Here is a 20,413-nt window from a genome sequence, read left to right on the forward strand (position 1 = left end):
CTCTCACACGACACGAGAAAAACCCGGTGCACTCGAACCGCAATCTTATTCTTGTCCGATAGCTTCTTGAATGACTTGTCATCCCTCAGCTTCAGAAACGCTCTGGTAATTTCCCGAGCCAGCCTGCGATTGGTCTGATGGAATTCGATAACGATCTGAAAGTCCGAAAAGTCCTTTCGGTTCGGCCCGGAGCGATCCTTCTGCATCACCTTATCGGCAAATTCCACGATCTTGGCGGCAATATGGTTGCAATACGCCCCGCCCAGAGATGCCGCCGCGTCTCCCAATGCAGCCTTGGCAGCATTGGCATCGTACATCTGCAATTTACTCGTGATTGGCTGCAAGCTCGTAATGCCGTCAGGGTTCTGAATATCCCCTTCCTTGACGTTTTTTGTGTGCTCGCTGTCGTCTTCAAGCAGGATGAGCGTGTCCATCTTCGCGAACTCCTTGCATCCCAAATCGGCAGCCGATCTGCACATGAGCCCRGGAGGCACTGAGGAATGACTGGCCACAAAAGATCGGAAGGTCTCGGGGATAGCAGATATCATATCCCGCACCTTCCTTCGATGAGCCAGAAATTTTAGTGACCATTCAAGGCGTCGAGCGTTATACCAACATCCGTGTCGCGGGCATTGAACGACCGGTACACAGCCTGCAAGGGTTCGCACACGTGACGCTCAAGCCGGGCGAGTCAAGGAAGATCGAGTTCCCACTCGGTTTTGAGGAGCTCTCCTTCTATAACGCGAAGAGTCAGCGGGTGATCGAACCGGCGGAGTACACGGTTTTTATCGGCGGCAGTTCCCTTGCCGATCAGGCGGCGCATTTCGTTACTTTGCCTTAGTGTGTATTGACGAATTCGACAGAGCCCATGCAATGGGTGGGAGATTCGAGCGAAGCCTCTTTCGCGCATAGCGCGAATGCCTTGCTTAAGGACACGGCTTCAGCCGTGTCGTACAAGGTGCAAAAGGAGTACGGCTTTAGCCGCTGAGGTCAAGACGAGATGTATCGACAAATTTGCCTTCAGAATTATGGAGCGGGCCTTCAGCCCTTGAACTACAAATGTGCCGGATACCTGGGGCGTTGCCCCAGGCTGGTATAGAGCGCGCCTTCAGCGCTTATTCGCTGGGTAAACGCTCGCAACGCAGAGCCAAACCGTTAAACGCCGAGATCTCGCCCAGACGAGCGAGATCTCGGTGGTTCCGCCTGCCCTTCTCCGGGCTAAGGTGTGGTGATAGACACGTTATCGAAGGTTGCGGTGCACAGCTGGGCGTTGTTCCGGCTACTGACGACCAGTCCGATGTACGCGCTACTCGCCATTGAGATGGTGACCGTGCCCTGCTGGGTCCAGGTCACACCGTCCGAGGAGTAGTAGCCGGTGAAGGTGCTGCCGTTGCGCACGACACGAACCCAGTAGGGAGCCGCGAGGCCGGCGGTTCTGCTGCCGCTCGTAGCGCTGCCGGTCGTTGTGCGTGTGACCCAGGTGACGCCGTTCCCCGGGGTGACGTTGATGTTCGCCATCGTCGAGCCCGTAGCGAGTGTCTCGCGGATCATCACGCCTGCCTGGGCTCCGCTGTTGGTGTTGGTCATGCTGACTACCCGGGCTGTGATGGTGTAGCTGGTTCCCGCTGTCTGGTACGCATAGTTGAACTGATCGGCGGTGCCGCTAATGCTGCTGCCGGAACCGTTCACCGTATACGTGCCACTGCTGTAGCTGGCGCTACCAGCAATGCTGACGCCTCCGATGTCCTGGTCCGTCCAACCCGTCGGCAGACCACCTGTGGCCGTATTGACCACCAGCGTTACCGTCGCCGAGTGCGACAAGCTACCGTCGGCGCCCGTGATCGTCAGGGTGTAGGTGCCCGCTGGTGTTGTCGTTGCAGTCGAGACCGTTAGGGTCGAGCTTCCCGAGCCGGCAACCGACGTTGGGCTGAAGCCACCTGTGGCTCCGGTAGGCAGTCCGCTCACGCTCAGGCTTACCGTATCGGTAAAGCCGTTCAGCGCGCCGATCGTTGTTGTGTAGGTGGTGCCGTTGCCCTGCGTCACCGTCTGCGAACTCGGTGTGGCCGAGATGCTGAAGTCCGCCGGTCCCTGCACCACCAGCGTCACGGTCGCCGAGTGCGTCAAGCTGCCGCTGGTGCCCGTGATCGTCAGTGTGTATGTGCCCACTGGAGTTGTCGTTGCGGTCGAGACCGTCAGCGTCGAGCTACCTGAACCCGCGACTGACGTTGGGCTGAAGCTGGCGGTAGCTCCGGTAGGCAGGCCGCTCACGCTCAGACTCGTCGTGCCGGTGAAGCCGTTCACAGCGCTGATCGACGTTGTGTAAGTGGTGCTATTACCCTGCGTCACTGTCTGCGAGCTTGGAGTCGCCGAGATGCTGAAGTTAGACGGTCCCTGCACAATCAACGTCACTGTACCTGTGTGCGTCAGAGTGCCGTTGGTGCCCGTGATCGTAAGTGTGTATGTGCCTGCTGGGGTTGTCGTCGCAGTCGTCACCGACAGCGTTGAGCTTCCCGAGCCGGAGACGGACGTTGGACTGAAGCTGGCGGTAGCTCCGGTTGGCAGTCCACTTACACTCAGATTCACCGTGTCAGTGAAGCCATTCAGTGCGCTGACCGTCGTTGTGTAGGTGGTGCTGTTGCCCTGCGTTACCGTCTGCGAACTCGGTGTATCCGAGATGCTGAAGTCAGGCGTCGGAGTGCCGACTGTCATTCTGTGAATGATGATCGAGTTGTTGTTGTAATTGTCCTTGCTGACCAGGTAGTCGCCATTGCTCGCCTGATAAGCCCGAATGCCGTACATCGAATCAACATCGTTGCCCACCGCCACATTGGAGTTGGCAGTGGTCATCGTCAGGTCATTGGCGCCGGTCGTCAGGTTGTAGACGTCGATATCGGGCACGGTGTGGACATACGAGATGAACAGATAGTTGCCCGCCGCCGCGCGTCCCTTGGGGTTCTGCGTGGTCTTCAGGTTGATGACCTTGTCGGGAGTGGTGGTGTGGCCCGCCATCCAGCCGTGGTACACCTCAACCCGGCCGCCCAGCGAGGTCCAATCGGTGCCGTTCCCGTTCATCAGGACCATCGTGTCGGTGGAGGGGATGTACTCGATGCCTGCCAGTGGCGCAATGGTCGACGGAGTCGGCGTGGTTGTTGGCGTTCCGTAGATCGGCTTGCCATTGGCATCAAAGCCCGTCAACGGGTAATGGGTGATCGCGTTGGTCTTATCCAGGCCCACCCAGATATCGCCATTCGTGTCGAGACAAAAGCCGTTCCGGACACGAGCCAGAGTATTGAAGTAGTTGGTATAACCCGCTGGACTGGTCTGGCCCGGCAGCGTGCCGAAAGGGACCGATGCGTACTGGCCGGTGGGGAAATAAGAAAAGATGAAGAGGTCAGGATTCTGGCCGGTGGCTGCGAGGATGCGATGACCGTTGACGCTGGTCATGAGACCGAAATCAAATCCGCGGCTGTTGTTGGTCACGTCCACGCGCGGATCTGTTGGATAGTCGAGTGCATCGACGCTGTTGCCAACGTATCCTCCACCGCCCGTACCCGAGAATACGTCCTGACCACCGTATAAGTAAGCGCCATCGGTACCCGGGTCGAAAGCGGCGTTGCCTTCGAAGTTCAGTCCCTGCAGCGTGTACTGCAGTACGCCGGAGCTGTTGTAAGCGTGAAGATCGGTCTTTCCATTGCGTCCCAGGTCCCAGGTTCCTCCCCACGGATTGTTGAGGACGTACAGGTTTCCGGTGCTGTCTTTCCCGATACCGACGATGCGCGTGAAGCGCTGGCTACCGGTCTGCCCCTTGACTCCCGCAGTCGTGTCGAGATATCCGCCCTGCACACCGAAGGAGCCCACAAGAGTCGGAGTGCTCGACAGATTTCCGTAGATCTGGATGTTCATGTTCGGCCCCTGATCGCCGACCATCAACTGGTTATTGGCGCTGTCAAAGTACAACGCCGAAGGCCGGGAGCTGGAGCCCATGTTGATGGTGTTGAGCACGGTTCCCGACGAGGAGAACTCCTGGATCGTTCCCTCCTGCATCTGGGCCACCCATACGTTCCCCGATCCATCGATCGCGATCGCGCCGGGATCTGTGAGGGTCCAATCCGATTGCCACACGCCGGCGGTTGTGTAGCACCGCACCAGGTTGTCAGGATGGTCGCTGACATACACCAGCGTTCCAGTATCGGCGATGCCGGTGATAACGTCCGCGCGTTTCTCGGTCTTATTTGTACTCGCCGACCAGGTCAGATCCCGCGTGTGGGTGCTGCGGTTGTAACGGCCAATATAGCCGCTGCCCCCGAGGGCTGTATTGAATTGCAGTGCGGCGAAGAGATTGGTGCTATCGCCACTGATCGCCCCGCCCATGGTCTCGCCATGCGCGCCGATAGTTCCTGTTTTCTGGCCGTTCTGGTAGATATTGATGCTTCCCTGGCTCTCGTCCCACATGGAAGCGGTATAGATAACTCCCTCAGGCGCCACCCACATGGACCGCATGGCATTGCCCACATACGTGGGGGTAGTCGAATACGTGTTACCTACCCACGTCGTTGTGTAAGTCGCTTGGGCATGGCTGATCGTCGCGCTTATCAGCAGCAGGAAAAGACAGGTGATCGCAAAGAATGCTGACCAACCTCGTTTTGCAGGCATAGGGGATCTCCTAAGCCTTCTGCTTCTAAGAATGAGCGAGAAGGCTGTAGCACGGTGGCGTTGTAAATTCCACGAGCCTTCTAACTTGCGGTGCAAAGGCGAGTCAATACGGATGCCTCACCTAACTTCTCTGGTGGAATACGTTTCATTTTTCACGTTTGCTCTGTGGGTAGAACGCGATTCTTTGAGCGAAGGAATTCCCAACAGGAATGCGGATCTTCCCGAATGGAGCGCTGTTTCTGGAGATGGCCAATAGGTGCCTCGACCAGGACGTGAGTTTGTTTCACACAGTAAAACTCTCGATTGTCTTTCGCCGCGATCTCTTTTCGTTTGTCATCCCGAAAGGACAAATAAAAGGTGCCACGCTCTAAGCGCTGAAGGCGCTGGGGGAGATGCGTTCTTGTTTTGACCCGAAGCGCCAGAGGCGCTTTGTCCTGTTAAGGGCATGGCTTTAGCCGTGCCGTATGGATATCCCACAGAGGCGCGGGGGCTCTTCCGGGATACCCAGGGAAATGCAGATATGACTCTAAGAACATAGTGGTTGCAGAGGAGGCCACTCATGTGGCCTCCTTTTCTTTGCATGAGGAAGAACCTGTTTCGCTGGTGTGCAGTTTTGATTGCGGCATTGACCATCTCCGCGGCGGCGCAGACGTGGGACCCGCCGGTTGGCCGCCGTGTCATCTATAAGAAGGTGGATGGACGCGAGCTTGGGCTATGGATTCTTGAGCCGAAGGACGTTGGCGCGCGGGACTATGCCGCGGAGCGACCGGCCGTATTGCTGATTCACGGCGGTGGCTGGGTAAACGGCGCTCCCGGTGTGCACAACGATCAGGCGAAGGCGGTCGCCGCACATGGCGCGGTTGCGATTCTGCTGCAGTACCGTTTGCTTGCTCCTACGTCGCACGAGGAACCGCGCATCTGCGTTGAAGATACGAAGAGCGCGATGCGATGGATTCGCGCGCATGCAGCGGAACTCCATCTTGATCCGAAGAAGATTGCAGCAGGTGGAAGCTCTGCCGGTGGATACAACGCTGCGTATGCTGCCGTCGGAGCGGGGTGGGACGATTCGCAGGACGATCTGCGCGTCTCCGCGAGGCCGGATGCTTTGGTGCTGCTGAACCCGGCGCTCGATGTTCACTATGCAAGCAATCTGTTTCATCACGACGAAAAGCTTTCACCGATGAGTTATGTGAACAAAGACGCTCCGCCGATGTTGATCATGAGCGGCAGCGATGATCCGGTGATCCATGCGGATGTCCTGCGCAAATATGCCTCACAGTTGAAAGCCGCAGGCGCGCGGTGCGAGCTGCATATCTATCCCGGACAGGTGCACTCGTTCTATAAGAAGGAGCCGTATCTCTCCGAGACAAATGCGCTGATGGTGGAGTTTCTATACTCGCTGGGGTTTGTCTATCGATGATGGGTGGAGTTTGCGCTATAAGCGCTGAAAGCGCGTTCTATACCAGCCTGGGGCAACGCCCCAGGTCTCTTGGCCATTGAACGACAAAGGGCTGAAGGCCCGCTCTATAGTTCATTCGTCGATATTCCCCACCAATCTTGACCTCAGCGGCTAAAGCCGCGTTGCTTTCAGGCGTCTATATGGGACGGCTGAAGCCGTCCCCTTAAGCGAGGCATTCGCGCTAATGCGCGAACTGGAGCTGCGCTCGGATGTTCCTTCCAACACGTTCGTAGGGGATATCGGACGGTCTTTCCTTTCCAAGATGGAATTCTTCGGCTTCTACTAACTTGGGAACTATAGAGCGGGCCTTCAGCCCTTTAATACCTTGTGGGCACCTAACCTGGGGCGTTGCCCAGGCTGGTATAGGGCGCGCCTTCAGCGCTTACGTTGCCGGTTGCCCACGCTCGGGGACTTCAACGAACGTGTTCGCTGAGTGACTTGGGACGGCGGCGAAACATCATCACAACTGACGCCGGAACTCTGACGGAGTTGTGCCAATACGTTTCCGGAAGACACTTGCGAGATGCGACTGGCTGGAGAAACCGCATGCCGCGGCGATATCGATGAGCGGGCTTCCCGATGATGTCAACAGCGTCATCGCATGCTGGATGCGCATCTGCATGTGGTACTCATATGGCGTAACACCGGTAGTGACCTGGAACATGCGGAGGAAATGGGCTCTGCTGTAACCACACAGCTGAGCAAGATCGCCCAGCCGGATCCGCTCATGTAGGTTGGCGCGAAGCATCTCCGCGACCCGGCGGAAGATGTACGGCGGCAACGCAGAGATCTTCTCCCGATACGCTGAGGCTCTCTCCGCATGCAGTTCGAGGGAGCGGATCGCAAGCTCGTGTGTGAGCGAATCTACATAAAGCCGGCTGCTCGGAGCGCCACTCTGCAGGAGTGCGATGAGCCTTTCGAAGAGCTGGCGCAGCCGTCTGTCGTGGAGATTGGTGCGAATGTGCAGCGGGACCGCACGTCCGCTGAACTCTTCTTCCATGACCTGCTGCATGTACTCCGGCGTGAAGGCACAGTAGGCAAACTCCGCCGGCCCTTTCACCTTTACCTCCGTAATCCGGCCCGCCGGAAACAGCGTGATCGCGCCCTCTGACTTGACGATGCTTCTGAACCGGCCCAATGGTGTGCGTTGCTCGAACACCGTAGAACGCGCCAGATGCATGGAGACGATATGGGCATCCAGTTGAGCCTCGACCCGCTCTCCCGGCTCACAGACATACCGCTCCATCAACACCGGCTCAGGAAAATCGATTTCCCGGCTGGTGAACAGGACCCTCGAGGGTCCCGGAGAGATGACGGACGTCAGTGATTCATGAGAGGCTGTTATCGTCTGGGGCATGGGCAACAGGCCGTTCCTTCCAAAAGCGATCTACGTTAGATGATCTGATATCTGCTTTTGATTCAAAGAAATTAGCTCCAAACCAGAAGGCTCGCGGATGCGTCTTCCCATTGAGACTGCAGCCCGGGCATAAAGTCGCATGATTCTGTGAGACTCTCGCCAGACGCGCCCCATAAACTTTGCACTTGAGGGACCCCCATGTGGATTGTTCGCCTTGCGCTCCGACGACCCTACACCTTCGTGGTGCTGTCGCTGCTGCTGTTTATTCTTGGCCCGGTCATGATGATGCGGACGCCGGTCGATATCTTTCCGAATATCGATATCCCGGTGGTCTCTGTCATCTGGAACTACTCCGGCCTCTCGCCCGAGCAGTTAAGCGATCGCATCGTGGTGACGTTCGAGCGAAATCTGACCACCACGGTGAACGACATCGATCACACCGAATCGCAGACGCTGAATGGCGTCTCGGTCGTAAAGATCTTCTTTCACTCGAATGTGAACATTGCTCAGGCGGTGGCGCAGGTGACGGCAGTCTCCCAGACAGCGCTTCGCCTGTTCCCGCAGGGCACGACTCCTCCGCTTGTCATTCAGTACAGCGCATCGAGTGTTCCTGTCCTGCAGCTTGGCCTGTCGGGACAAGGGCTGACCGAACAGCAACTGAACGACTTCGGCCTGAACTTCATCCGTACGCAGCTCGCTACCGTGCAGGGAGCGCAGATGCCGTTCCCCTACGGCGGAAAGCAGCGCCAGGTTCAGGTCGATCTCGATACGCAGAAGATGCAGTCGTTCGGGGTATCGGCGGCGGATGTGGTAAACACCATCGCCCAGCAAAGCATTATCCTGCCGGCCGGCGATGTGAAGATGGGCCACCTGGATTACCAGGTGGAGACCAACAGCGCTCCCTCAACGATCGAGGGGCTGAACAATCTTCCCATCAAGACGGCTAACGGGGCCACCATCTACATCCGCGATATCGGCAACGTACGCGACGGGTTCCCGCCGCAGACCAATATCGTGCGTGTCGATGGCCAGCGCGCAACGCTCATGACCATCCAGAAGATCGGTAAGAGCTCCACGCTGGATATCATCTCCAACATCCGTGCCGCCTTGCCGGCTGTCCTGGCACAGTTGCCGCCGCAACTCAAAGTCAAGCCGATCGCCGATCAGTCGGTATTTGTCCGTGGGGCCATCAATGGGGTGGTTCGCGAGGCGATCATCGCCGCGGCGCTTACCGCCATCATGATCCTCGTCTTCCTGGGGAGCTGGCGCTCGACGATCATCATCGCGGTTTCGATTCCGCTCTCTATCATCTGTTCCCTGCTGATGCTCGCCGCCCTGGGTGAAACCATCAACATCATGACGCTGGGCGGACTCGCCCTTGCCGTCGGAATCCTGGTAGACGACGCGACCGTCGAGATCGAGAACATCAATCGCAATATCGAAGAAGGCAAGGAAGTCGAACAGGCGATTCTCGACGGCGCCGCCCAGATTGCAGTTCCGGCGTTTGTCTCCACGCTCTGCATCTGCATCGTCTTCGTGCCGATGTTCTTCCTCAGCGGAGTCGCGAGATACCTCTTCGTTCCCATGGCCGAGGCGGTGGTCTTCGCCATGCTGGCCTCCTACTTCCTCTCGCGAACCATCGTTCCCACGATGGCAAAGTACCTGCTGAAGCCGCACGAAGAGAGCGCACACAAAAAGAGATCGATCTTCACACGGTTGTCTGAGGCATTCGAGAGAGGATTCGAACACCTGCGCAGCGGCTACATGAAGCTGTTGCATCTGTGTGTTGATCATCGCGTCCCTGTCATGCTGGGTATGGTCGCGTTCTGGGCGATATCGATCGCACTGCTTTATCCCTTCCTGGGACAGGACTTCTTCCCCAATGTCGACGGCGGCCAGTTCAAGCTGCACCTCCGGGGCCATACCGGCACCCGAATTGAAGACACCGCGGCGCTCTGCGACCACGTGGAAGACTTGATCCGCCGGGAGATTCCGTCGGCTGAACTAACCTCGGTCATCGATAACATCGGGCTTCCCTACTCAGGACTGAATCTCAGCTACTCCAACTCTGCCCCGGTCGGCACAGCTGATGCGGACATCCTGGTCTCACTCTCGGAAGATCATCATCCCACCGGCGATTACACCAGGAAACTGCGCGAGAAGCTGCTGCAGCAGTTCCCCGCTGTCGAGTTCTACTATCTGCCGACCGACATGGTCAGCCAGATTCTCAACTTCGGCCTGCCTGCGCAGCTCGATATTCAGGTCGTTGGGCAGCAGGTCGCTCAGAACCGCCAGTTCGCGGAGACGTTGATGCGGGAGATCCGTCACGTCCCCGGAACCACCGATCTTCGCATCCAGCAGCCGTTCAATCTTCCTACCTGGAAGGTGAACGTCGATCGCACCCGCGCGCAGCAGGTTGGATACAGCGAACGCGACGTGGTGCAGAATGTACTGGTCGGCCTGAGCGGAAGCTTCCAGACCTCGCCGACGTTCTATCTGAATCCTCAGAATCACGTCAGCTATAACATCGCGGTGCAGACACCGGAATCGAAGGTGCAAAACCTCTCGGATCTGCAGAACTTCCCCATCGCGTTGAATGGAAGCGGCCGCGACCCGCAGATTCTGGGCAATCTTGCTTCTATCGAACGCGGGAGCGAACAAGGCACCGTAAGCCATTACAACGCCCGTCCTGTCATCGACATTGATGGCGCGGTGGAAGGCACTGACCTGGCGAGCGTCGCTAAGCGCATCAACCAGATCGTAGCGGAACACCAGAAAGAGCTCCCGCGCGGCTCCCAGATCTTTATCCGCGGACAGGTTCAAACGATGAAGGACTCGTTCGAAGGACTCATCTTCGGCCTGCTCTTCTCGGTTGTCCTTGTGTATGCGCTGATTGTCGTCAACTTCCAAAGCTGGCTCGATCCGTTCATCATCATCTCCGCATTGCCCGGCGCGCTTTGCGGTATCGTGTGGTTCCTCTTCCTGACGCACACCCATCTCAGCGTTCCTGCCCTGACCGGATCGATCATGTGCATGGGCGTCGCGACGGCCAACTCGATTCTGATGATCAGCTTCGCCAAGGATCAGATGATTGCGGGAGAGAACGCGCACGACGCCGCGCTGCAGGCAGGCTTCACACGCTTCCGGCCGGTCCTGATGACGGCCCTCGCCATGATGATCGGTATGGTGCCGATGGCTCTTGGCCTTGGAGACGGTGGCGAGCAGAACGCACCTCTTGGCCGCGCCGTCATCGGTGGCCTGCTGCTGGCGACCTTCGGAACGTTGACCTTCGTTCCAATGTTCTTCTCCTTCATGCATCGCAACGACAAGCCAGTGGTGGAAGCAACGCTGGACGAGAGTGAGATATGAGCGAATCAAAGCACAATGAAATCGGTGGCGGGCAGCATCCGGAGCAGATTCCCCAGCGAGGGAGCTCCCGCAACGTCGTCCTCGGTCTGATCCTCGTCCTGCTGCTGTTGGTGATTGGCGCCGTGGCGGGTGTGCTCACGCGCGGCAAAGACAACAAAGAGCTGGAGAGATACACCGCAGACAACGCCGCGCCCACCGTAGACCTGGTCGCTCCAAAGCGGCAAGGTGCGGGCAAAGAGATCGTTCTTCCAGGTAATATGCAGGCGTTTACGCTGGCGCCTATCTACGCCAGAACCAGCGGCTACGTTCGTTCGTGGACGCATGACATCGGTTCCCATGTAAAGCAGGGCGAGCTGCTTGCAGTCATCGAGACTCCGGAGCTCGACCAGCAGCTTGCACAGGCGAAGGCCGATCTGGAAAGCGCGAAGACGAATGCCAGTATCGCGAAGGTCACCTCGGATAGATATCAGGACCTGGTCTCCAGCAACGCCGTCTCGCAGCAGGATACCGACAGTGCAGTCAGCGTGACGCAGCAACGAAACGCCGCTGTGCAATCGGCCGAAGCGAATGTTCGCAGACTGCAGGAACTCGTCGGTTTTGAGCGCATCATCGCTCCCTTTGACGGAGTCATCACGGCTCGCAACCTGGATGTGGGACAACTGATCACGGCCACGGGAAGCACCGTGACCGCCGGCGCAGGAACTAACGTTGTCAGCCGGCAGGCCTTTGACCTGTCAGATATTCGCAAGCTGCGCGTCTTCGTGAACATTCCCCAGATGTACACGCCCGATGCTGCTGTTGGCATGACAGCCTCGCTGACACTGCCTCAGTATCCCGGAAAGACCTTCACCGGTAAGCTTGTGCGCACGGCAAGTGCCGTTGATCCTGGCACGCGGACCTTACTCGTGGAAGTAGATGTCGACAACAAAACCGGTGAGTTGCTGCCGGGGAGCTACACCGAAGTTCATCTGAAGTCGAGTGGCGAGATTCCGGTGCTGCTCATTCCTGTAACCGCGCTCATTCTTAACGCGGACGGACAACAGGTAGCCACCGTCGATGCGCAGAATAAGGTCCACATGGTGCAAGTCACCACCGGCCGTGACTTCGGAGCCAACGTAGAAGTGCTGAGCGGCCTGCGAGAAGACCAGAAGGTTGTCTCTAATCCTACAGACTCACTCGCTGAAGGCGATGTCGTTCGCGTTGTCGTGCCGAAGCAGAACAACGCGGGAGGCGCCAAGTGAAGCGCAGGGCAAGTCTCGCTGCCGCAGGAATGCTTGGCGCTGCCCTGGGTATGGGCGGCTGCAAGGTCGGCCCTGCCTACAAGGCGCCGGCGGTGCAGGCTCCTCCTGCTTACTCGGAGAACGGAGCTAATGGCGCGCCCAAGGGTAACTGGAGCGCCGCCACCCCAGCCGACGATAAGAGCCGCGGCCAGTGGTGGACGGTCTATGGCGACTCCACTCTGGACCAGTTGGAGGAACAGTGCGCGAATGCCAACCTGAGCATCGCCGCTGCCTCACAGGCATATGAACAGTCGCACGCGCTGGTGCAGAGCGTTCACTCGGCGCTCTTCCCTTCTGTGTCCATCGGAGCCTCGGCTACGCGCAACCGGATCTCGTCGTACAGGCCGCTGCGTCCGGTAACAGCTCCGAACTACTACTGGGACTTCCTGATCCCTCTCTCTATAAGCTGGGAGCCTGATATCTGGGGCCGTGTCCACCGCCAGATTGAGTCTGCCTCCGCCACGGCTCAGGCCTCGGCAGCGGACCTCGCGAACACGCGCCTCAGCCTGCAGGGAACGCTTGCAGCAACCTACTTCCAGATTCGCGGGATCGATCTGCAGACCAAGCTGCTGCAATCGACCGTGGATGCATACACAGAGACGCTGGGTCTGACAGAGAACCGACGCAAGGGCGGTCTGGCATCAGAGAGCGATGTCGAACAGGCGAAGACACAACTGGAACAGACACGCGCACAGTTGATCGATCTCGGCGTGCAGCGCGCAAAGCTGGAGCATGCGATCGCCGTTCTGATCGCCGTTCCGGCACAGGCCTACAAGCTTGCAGAAAAACCGTTAGCCGGTGATCCGCCCGCGGTTCCTGTCGGTATCCCCTCAGAGCTGTTGCAGCGCCGTCCGGACATCGCCACAGCCGAGCGCCGTGTCGCGGCAGCGAACGCACTGATCGGCGTTCAGAAAGCGGCGTACTACCCAAACATCACCCTGGGCGCGAACGGCGGCGTTGAAAGCAGCGACATCACCACGCTGATGAATACAGGCTCAACGCTGTGGAACGCAGGCCCTTCGGCAAGCGAGATTCTTTTCGATGCGGGCCGCAGGAAGGCAAATGTACAGGCTGCAGTGGCGCAGCGGGAACAGGCAGCGGCTCTCTACCAGCAGCAGGTCCTCTCGGCCTTCCGCGATGTGGAAGATCAGCTCTCGTCTCTGCGCATCCTTGCAGACGAAGCCCAGGTGCAGCAGCGCGCCGTCGCCAGCGCCGAGCGTTCGACTGAGCTCTCCATCCTTCGTTACAAGCGCGGCCTCGCACCTTACCTCGAGGTGCTGACCAACCAGACGATCCAACTTTCCAACGAGCGTGTCGCCGCCGGACTGGTCGCGGACAGAATCGTAGCGAGCGTCGGATTGCAGATCGCCATCGGCGGCGGCTGGAACTCAGTGCAACTGCCGAAGGATTAGGCAATACACTTGGGTGCCCCATCCATCGCGATAGCGATGGGTGGGAGATTCGAGCGAAGCCGTTCGCGCTACGCGCGAATGCCTTGCTTAAGGGCATGGCTTCAGCCATGCCGTACCAGCTCCCAAAAGAGGCGCGGCTTTAGCCGCTGAGGTCAAGATTAGGGCGCCTTCCCTCACTGTAGAACTATAGAGCGGGCCTTCAGCCCTTTAACGCTTTCTTGGCACCTAACCTGGGGCGCTGCCCCAGGCTGGTATAGAGCGCGCCTTCAGCGCTTATCCTACCTGGGTGCCCCACCCTCGCAACGCTAGGGTGGGTTCGGAATACCCTTAGAGCATTTCTCCTGTTGCTGGGTATCCCGATAGAGGAGCGCAGCGGCGTTTTCATTGCGGAAAACGCTCATAGACCGCCCTCGCGGAAGTCCTGATCTGTCTAAAACACCTCGCAGCCCCCTTTCACCTGACCGTCTTGCCGACGTAAACTCACAAGCTGGAACCAGAAATAATTCTGGTACTTGCCCTTATTGGCAGCATCAAAAACGTGGTTTGATGCGATTGCCGGCAAGAGCATTTTCCCTGTTGCTGAAGAAATACTTTATTGCTCGCTACGAGGTAGAAATACGCTATGGCAACGGCGCCATACATAATCCGGCCTCAGCTTGTCGAGCGTCGCGCTCGACTCCAGGCCGCTTCAGGATCGGTACCTGACGACTATCTTCGAGAGCTTCTTGCGGAAGTAGATACTGCTCTCGCGAAGATTGAGGTCGGACGTTACGGCTTGTGTGAGACATGTAATGACTCTATTGAAAAAGATCGGCTGGAGCTCGACCCTCTTTGCCGATTCTGTCTCGATCACCTGGACGACAAAGAACGGGCACAGCATCAAAAAGACCTTGATCTGGCAACACAGATCCAATTTCAGCTTTTGCCGCCGAGAAATCTCACACTGGAACGATGGGAGGCACAGTACCGCTACGAGCCTGTAGGGGCCGTGGGAGGCGACTACTGCGAGGTAAGCCTGCAGGGCGACGCCGCCAGTGGCAACCAGTGCCTCTTTTTCGCAGTTGGCGATGTGGCCGGCAAAGGAGTCGCGGCGTCCTTGCTGATGATGCACCTCAGCGCCATCTTTCGCAGCTTATTGTCGATGAACCTCTCACTTGCAGAGCTTGTCACAAGAGCGAACCGCCTCTTCTGCGAAAGCACTGGGCCGGCGCACTATGCAACCCTGGTGTGCGGTCGAGCTACCACGGACGGAATCGAGATATGCAACGCCGGGCACTGTCCGCCCCTCCTTCTGCTTCATCATGGAACCGAATGTCTGGATTCAAACGGTCTCCCCCTGGGTATCTCCCCCAGCGCTCAGTACACCGTGACGCAGCACGCTCCACGTGTCGGAGAGTGTCTCGTCTTTTACTCCGATGGCATCACCGAGGCCACGTGTCCATCGGGAGACGACTACCAGCATGAGCGTTTGATCCAGACCCTCAGACAACGGTTCCCGCACGGCGCACAAGCCATGTGTGATGCCGTGCTACACGATCTCGGACAATTCCGCGGAGCAACTCCAGCCGCTGATGATGTAACCCTTTTAGTCGTGCGGCGCCGCTAGTCTATTTTTCCTTAGGTATCGTGTAGGACTTTCGCAGCTATGGGCGCTTTCCGCGATGAAAACGCTCATAGATGCGGATCAGTTCACAGAGGTCTTCTTCAACGCAAACCACACGCTGGCGCTTGTAGAGGAAGGCATTTGGTGCGGCTCTCTCTCCGGAAACTGGATGTGGGTTGCACTCCAGCGGCAGCAGGACGGGTGGGAGATGTTACCGTGGGTACGCGCTGCTGCGTTCTCATAGCAGTTGCGATGGACGTCTGGGCTATTTGACCGTGCACTGGGTGCCCCTCCCAACGAACTCGTCGAAAGACCTACGTTCTTGCCTCGTAGACGATATTGAACGGCGTCTCCGTGGCCCGCCGGAAATGTGTGAACCCCGCGRTGCTCACCACGTCGCGAATTCGTGCCTCGCCGGCMTGTGCGCCAAGGCACATTCCGACCTCCTGTGATCGGGAGCAGGGCGTGCACAGGAGCGTCGAAAAGGAATAATAGACCCGGCCGACTGGATTCAAATTGTCTTTGAGTTCGTCGTTGGCAAAAGGCTCGACAATCATCCAGGTACCCCCTGGAGCCAGAGACTGCCGCACATGTTTGGCTGCCCCGATGGGGTCGCCCATATCGTGGAGGCAATCGAACACGGCGACAAAGTCGTAGTTGTTGCCAGGAAACTCTTTGGCTTTGGCCACCTCGAAGTGAACCCGATCGGACAGACCTTCCTTTTGCGCCTTTTCGCGCGCTGCTTCGACGGATTTGTCGTGGTAATCGAATCCAAAGAACTCCGATTTCGGAAAGGCTTTGGCCATCAGGATGGTTGATGATCCGATGCCACACCCAACGTCGGCGACCCGGGCTCCTTGTTCAAGCTTTGCCTGGACGCCCTGAAGTGCAGGAATCCAGGAGCTGACGAGATTCGCGGCATAGCCTGGCCGGAAGAACTTCTCGCACCCATGAAACACGCCATCAGCATGCTCATGCCAGCCCATGCCGGCCCCGGTGCGAAAAGATTCCGCGATTCGCGGCACGGCAGCCAACGAGCCTAGTGCCAGTTCGAAGGCGCCGGGCAGATACGCCGGACTATCCTCCATGGCGAGCGTGAACGCCTGTTCCGGACTGAGGCTGAACTGCTGAGTCGATGCGTCGTATGTGATGTATCCGCCTGCTGCCTGTGAAGCCAGCCATTCGCGCAGGTATCGCTCGTCTGTTCCCGTCTTTTTTGCCAGCTCAGCCGACGTTGCGGGTGCACCGGCAAGTGCCTTGTATAGCCCGAGCTTTTCGCCGATCACAACCATGCCGGCATGCACGGATGCACCCAGATCGTCGATGAATTTTCCCAAGAAGGCGTTTAGTTGATCCATATTGATGACAGGAGCCTGTGTCGTCGCCATAACAATCTCCTTTTTGCGATGAGAGATCGGGAGCAGTAGCGGTTTACTTCGGGGACCGTATTTCGAGGCCGTAATTGTGCGCCGCTTACATGGTGAAAATCAAGCTTTTGGGCAATTGAGGAACTCTTGAAATTCGGGCTCTTTTCGCCAGATATTTGGGAGTCCGTATCTCCCTAAAGGTGGGTGGTTAAAGCGCTGAAGGCCGGGGTCCCCAACGAACTTGTTTCGTTGGGGTGGAAAGGCGCGCTCCATACCAGCCTGGGGCAACGCCCCAGGTTTCAGTGCCCACAAGATGTTAAAGGGCTGAAGGCCCGCTCTATAGTTCCAAAGTAAAGGGCAAATTCGCCGACGCTCCCTAACCCTGCCCTCAGCGGCTGAAGCCGCGTTGCTCTCAGACTCCATATGGGACGGCTGAAAGCCGTCCCCTTAAGCAATACATTCGCGCGATGCGCGAACGAAGGCAAGAGCTACACCACCCCTGGCTTGGGGAGGCTGAACTGGAAAACCCCTAAGACAACCCCTCTCCTTCGGCCACCAACGGAAGCCACACTTGAAAACGTGTATCCCCAGGACAGGACTCAACATGGATCTCACCCTGGTGATTCCGGGCAATTCGTAGCGCCGTATCAAGCCCGAGTCCTGTTCCTTCGCCAATAGCCTTGGTCGTGAAAAACGGTTCGAAGATGTGCGACCGAATCTCCGCCGGAATACCTGGACCGTTGTCACCGATCTCGACGATGACCATCTCGCCTTGCACTAATGTCCGCAGGCGCAGCTCACCTTTGCCGGCCATCGCCTCAATGGCGTTGACGATAAGGTTCGTCCATACCTGGTTGAGCTGGCTTCCGAACGAGTTCACCAGCAGCGGAAGCGGCTGATAGTCGCGTACAACCGTAATCCCTTCCCTCACCTTGTGATCGAAGATCGCCAACGTCGATTCCAGGCTGCGGACGATATCGACATCCTGTACGGGCGCCTGATCCAGGTAGGTGTATTCCTTGACGGCGCCCACCAGTTCCGAGATGCGCGTGGTGCTGGCCACAATCGCGCGGGAGAGCACAGCAAGCTCCGCCGTCGCGGCCAGCCGCGTCACAGCCGCATGCACGGCGACGGGATCAAGCCTGAGCAGGATCGACCGCAACGCCTCCGGCTGGACCTGGCACCTTGCCAGTGCGGAAGAGGATTGCCAGGTCTCGTGCTCTCCCAGCGATTGCAACACCGATGCAATCTGGTCCTCCAGATCGCCCAGCGCCAGCGGATCAGGATCAAACCCCGGTACGAGGTGCTTCTCGAGCTGCACCAGGTCCAACCGCTGCTCCTCAGAGAGCGCGCACCGGCCAAGCTCAAAGGAAGCGAACTTCAGCCGGTCCAGATGCTCCTCTAATTGACTTGCAGCACGCGCAGCCGCAGCTGCCGGGTTGTTCAATTCATGCGCCAGACCTGCCGACAATCTTCCCAGAGAAAACAGCCGGTCTTTCTGCTGCTCGATGCGTGTGCCTTCCCTGATCCGGTCGGACATCATCGCAACCAGCCGCGCCGTAAACTCCGGCATCTTCGGAATCAGCTCCGAATACAACGAAGCAGGAAATCGCAACAGCCTTCCCTGGGTCAGCGCCAAACCGGTGACGGTGAACTCCTTCATGCGTGAGAAGGGATATACCCCAACGACATCGCCGGCAGGAGCAGGCAGTACAACCGTGTCACCGCCGAACGCTCCTCGCCACTGGAACTGTCCCTCCAGCAGCACAAACAGCCAGGCCGGAGGATCGCCTTGCCGCACGAACGGCTCTCCCGCCTGAAGATGAACCTCTTCCGTATGACCCAGGAACCACTCAAGCTGGTCATCAGGAAGGTTCGCGAAGGCAGAGACGCCACCCAGCACAGATCGGTCAAACACAGGAACCTCTTTCATGGGAAGAGAAACCGGAGCAAATCCATTCTCGATTCAGCCGTCCCGTACAAGCGCCCCAAAGACGGCGGCTTTAGCCGCTGAGATCGAGACAGTCGAGACGAGCCCCCTCTGCTATTCCGTACGAGTAGGACGGGGCTGGCCTGTTTCCCTCAGGTCCAGCCGGTAGCGGCACTTTCTGCGATGACCACCCTGATAAATAACGCAATCGGCAGGAACATCGACGATCTCGATGAATTTCGCTCCTGCACGCTCACAGGTGCGGCGTGATGGAATATTGTCCGGGTCACAGGTGATCCACAGTGGATCAATTCCCAATCCACGAGCGATACGCACTAAGAGACGCAAGGAGCGCGCTGCATAGCCATGACCGCGATATGCAGGCTCGACAAAATAGCCAACGTGCCCGGCATACCGTTCGACGTGCTCTCCAAAGCCTGCCCTCAGATTGATTCTCCCAACCTCGCCTCCCGTATTGAGATCAACCATGCGGAAGAAGTAGGTAGGCACTTTGTGAACCGGATGAGGCGATACCGTATCGAGCTCAAGGCCCAGAGAACCATCGATGAGCGAATGACCTTTTAACAGACTCCGCGGCGGCATCTGCTGATTATAGTTATCCGCGACGTTTGATGATCCGGTTAACCGCGCCCATATTGCCGACACCGATCCACTGGGTCACCGCCAGGTAAATCGCCCCGAACGTCCCCAGCACAGTCGGCCCAACCAGCAACGGCGCATGGAAAGGCAGAACCCGCTTAAGTCCCCAGCCGGCAACCGCAGCCATAATCGCAACCAGCCATAACTTAGCGGTCCGCGATCTGGACGAGGGAACGGCGCCGATCTGACGGTGCAGCGCCCGGCGCAGTAAAAGGAACTCCAGCCATCCGGCGATGCCGGCAGAAAGAGTCAGGCCCGCGCTGCCCCAACGCAGGTCGATGCCAATCAGAGGTGGCAATTTCAGCGCGCAAAGATACCCAAGGGCCAGCGTGAGCGTCACCCGAACCAGCGCAAATCTGAGCGGCGTGCGCGTGTTCCGAAGAGCATAAAAGGCAGAGGAATAAAGGCGTCCGGAAGTAGAGGCGAGCAAACCTACCGCGGACCCTGCCAGAATTGCCCAAACGAAGAGAACATCGCCACCCTGAAAATGGCCGGTGCGGTAGATGGTCGATACCACAACGTCTCCCAGCACAACAAACGCCACCGCGGACGGTATGACGAAGAACGCAATCTGTTGCAGCCCCTGCTTCAGGCGATTGCGAAGAGCCTCCGCAATCTCAGCCTGCGTGCCTAAAGCACTGGACATAGCCGGCAGCTCCGCCGCCGACACTGCCATTCCGAACAGGCTGACCGGCAGCGTGTAAAGCGTCTGCGCGTACCCCAGTGCAGCCACGGCTCCGGTGCCGAGAAAGCTGGCCAGCCAGGAGTCGATATAGGCGCTGATCTGGACAACGCCGCGGCTGAGAAAGACCGGGAAGAAGTTCTTCGCGACGGTGCGGACGTGTACCGTCGCCAGCTTGAGCTGCAGACGCAACGGCATCAGCAAGCGGATCACCGTCGGCAGCTGCACCACGAACTGCAACGCGCTGCCGACAACCGAGCCAATCGCGAGCAGCACGGACAGACGGGACTCGGAGTGATGACCGCCTCCCCAGAGCAGCGTTGCGATCAGGGCAACGTTCCACATCACCGGAGCAGCGTAAGACAACAGGAACCGGCGATGACTGTTCAGAATGCCAAGGCACCACGCAGAGAGCACCAGCAGCGCTGCACCGGGAAAGAGAATCTGTACCAGGTGAATGGTCAGCAGCCGTTTCTCACCATGAAAACCGGGCGCAATCAGGTCGATGAGCCACGGCGTAATCAGGACTCCGGCAACGACGAAGATCGTTCCAACGAACAGCAGAAGAGAAAAAATGGCCTCGGCCAGCTCGGAGGCCTCTTCGTGCCGATCCTCCGCATTCAGGCGCGCGTATACCGGGA

General features: G+C 58.2%; 14 protein-coding genes. 7 read left to right on the forward strand and 7 right to left on the reverse strand.

The window, feature by feature from the left end:
- Nucleotides 1–434: hypothetical protein (locus AB4043_RS03945; RefSeq protein WP_442306537.1), on the reverse strand; the 434-nt coding region annotated here is incomplete at its 3' end.
- 149 nt (nt 435–583) lie between these two features.
- On the opposite strand from AB4043_RS03945, the gene AB4043_RS03950 reads away from it, so the two are divergent.
- On the forward strand, nt 584–841 hold the full coding sequence (locus tag AB4043_RS03950; protein WP_442302855.1) for a fibronectin type III-like domain-contianing protein: 258 nt from the start codon (nt 584–586) through the stop codon (nt 839–841).
- 377 nt (nt 842–1,218) lie between these two features.
- On the opposite strand, the gene AB4043_RS03955 is transcribed toward AB4043_RS03950, so the two are convergent.
- Nucleotides 1,219–4,653: an SMP-30/gluconolactonase/LRE family protein gene (locus AB4043_RS03955; RefSeq protein ID WP_442302854.1), complete on the reverse strand. Its 3,435-nt coding sequence runs from the start codon at nt 4,651–4,653 to the stop codon at nt 1,219–1,221.
- Between the two features lie 559 nt (nt 4,654–5,212).
- Here AB4043_RS03955 and AB4043_RS03960 point away from each other — a divergent pair.
- Nucleotides 5,213–6,073, forward strand: a complete 861-nt coding sequence (locus AB4043_RS03960; protein WP_442302853.1) for an alpha/beta hydrolase — start codon at nt 5,213–5,215, stop codon at nt 6,071–6,073.
- Between the two features lie 499 nt (nt 6,074–6,572).
- Here AB4043_RS03960 and AB4043_RS03965 read toward each other — a convergent pair whose 3' ends face one another.
- Nucleotides 6,573–7,469, reverse strand: coding sequence for a helix-turn-helix domain-containing protein (locus AB4043_RS03965; protein WP_442302852.1), 897 nt, complete (start codon nt 7,467–7,469; stop codon nt 6,573–6,575).
- Nucleotides 7,470–7,667: 198 nt separating this feature from the next.
- Between AB4043_RS03965 and AB4043_RS03970 the strand changes: the two genes are divergently transcribed.
- The 5 genes from AB4043_RS03970 (at nt 7,668) to AB4043_RS03990 (ending at nt 15,377) form a co-directional block, all read left to right on the forward strand.
- Entirely contained in the window at nt 7,668–10,838 is a 3,171-nt protein-coding gene (locus AB4043_RS03970) for an efflux RND transporter permease subunit (RefSeq protein ID WP_442302851.1), read from the forward strand.
- The gene (locus AB4043_RS03975) at nt 10,835–12,079 is read left to right on the forward strand and encodes an efflux RND transporter periplasmic adaptor subunit (protein ID WP_442302850.1); all 1,245 of its coding nucleotides are present in this window, start codon (nt 10,835–10,837) and stop codon (nt 12,077–12,079) included. The genes AB4043_RS03970 and AB4043_RS03975 overlap by 4 nt, the downstream gene beginning before the upstream one ends.
- Nucleotides 12,076–13,530, forward strand: a complete 1,455-nt coding sequence (locus AB4043_RS03980) for an efflux transporter outer membrane subunit (protein ID WP_442302849.1) — start codon at nt 12,076–12,078, stop codon at nt 13,528–13,530. The genes AB4043_RS03975 and AB4043_RS03980 overlap by 4 nt, the downstream gene beginning before the upstream one ends.
- 622 nt (nt 13,531–14,152) lie before the next feature.
- The gene (locus tag AB4043_RS03985; RefSeq protein WP_442302848.1) at nt 14,153–15,136 is read left to right on the forward strand and encodes a SpoIIE family protein phosphatase; all 984 of its coding nucleotides are present in this window, start codon (nt 14,153–14,155) and stop codon (nt 15,134–15,136) included.
- 55 nt (nt 15,137–15,191) lie between these two features.
- A complete protein-coding gene (locus AB4043_RS03990; RefSeq protein ID WP_442302847.1) occupies nt 15,192–15,377 on the forward strand; it encodes a hypothetical protein in 186 nt (61 codons plus the stop codon).
- A 70-nt stretch (nt 15,378–15,447) separates the two neighbouring features.
- On the opposite strand, the gene AB4043_RS03995 is transcribed toward AB4043_RS03990, so the two are convergent.
- The 4 genes from AB4043_RS03995 to murJ all read right to left on the reverse strand — a co-directional run.
- Nucleotides 15,448–16,521 (reverse strand): class I SAM-dependent methyltransferase, encoded by a 1,074-nt coding sequence (locus tag AB4043_RS03995; protein WP_442306538.1) that lies wholly within the window; start codon nt 16,519–16,521, stop codon nt 15,448–15,450.
- 508 nt (nt 16,522–17,029) lie between these two features.
- Nucleotides 17,030–18,418, reverse strand: a complete 1,389-nt coding sequence (locus AB4043_RS04000) for an ATP-binding protein (RefSeq protein ID WP_442302845.1) — start codon at nt 18,416–18,418, stop codon at nt 17,030–17,032.
- A gap of 126 nt (nt 18,419–18,544) precedes the next feature.
- Nucleotides 18,545–19,033, reverse strand: a complete 489-nt coding sequence (locus AB4043_RS04005; protein WP_442302844.1) for a GNAT family N-acetyltransferase — start codon at nt 19,031–19,033, stop codon at nt 18,545–18,547.
- A 13-nt stretch (nt 19,034–19,046) separates the two neighbouring features.
- A partial coding sequence (gene murJ / locus AB4043_RS04010; protein ID WP_442306539.1) for a murein biosynthesis integral membrane protein MurJ occupies nt 19,047–20,413 on the reverse strand: 1,367 nt, incomplete at its 5' end.

Origin of the sequence: Terriglobus sp. YAF25 (assembly GCF_052113305.1) — a bacterium.
Classification (GTDB): Bacteria; Acidobacteriota; Terriglobia; order Terriglobales; family Acidobacteriaceae; genus Terriglobus.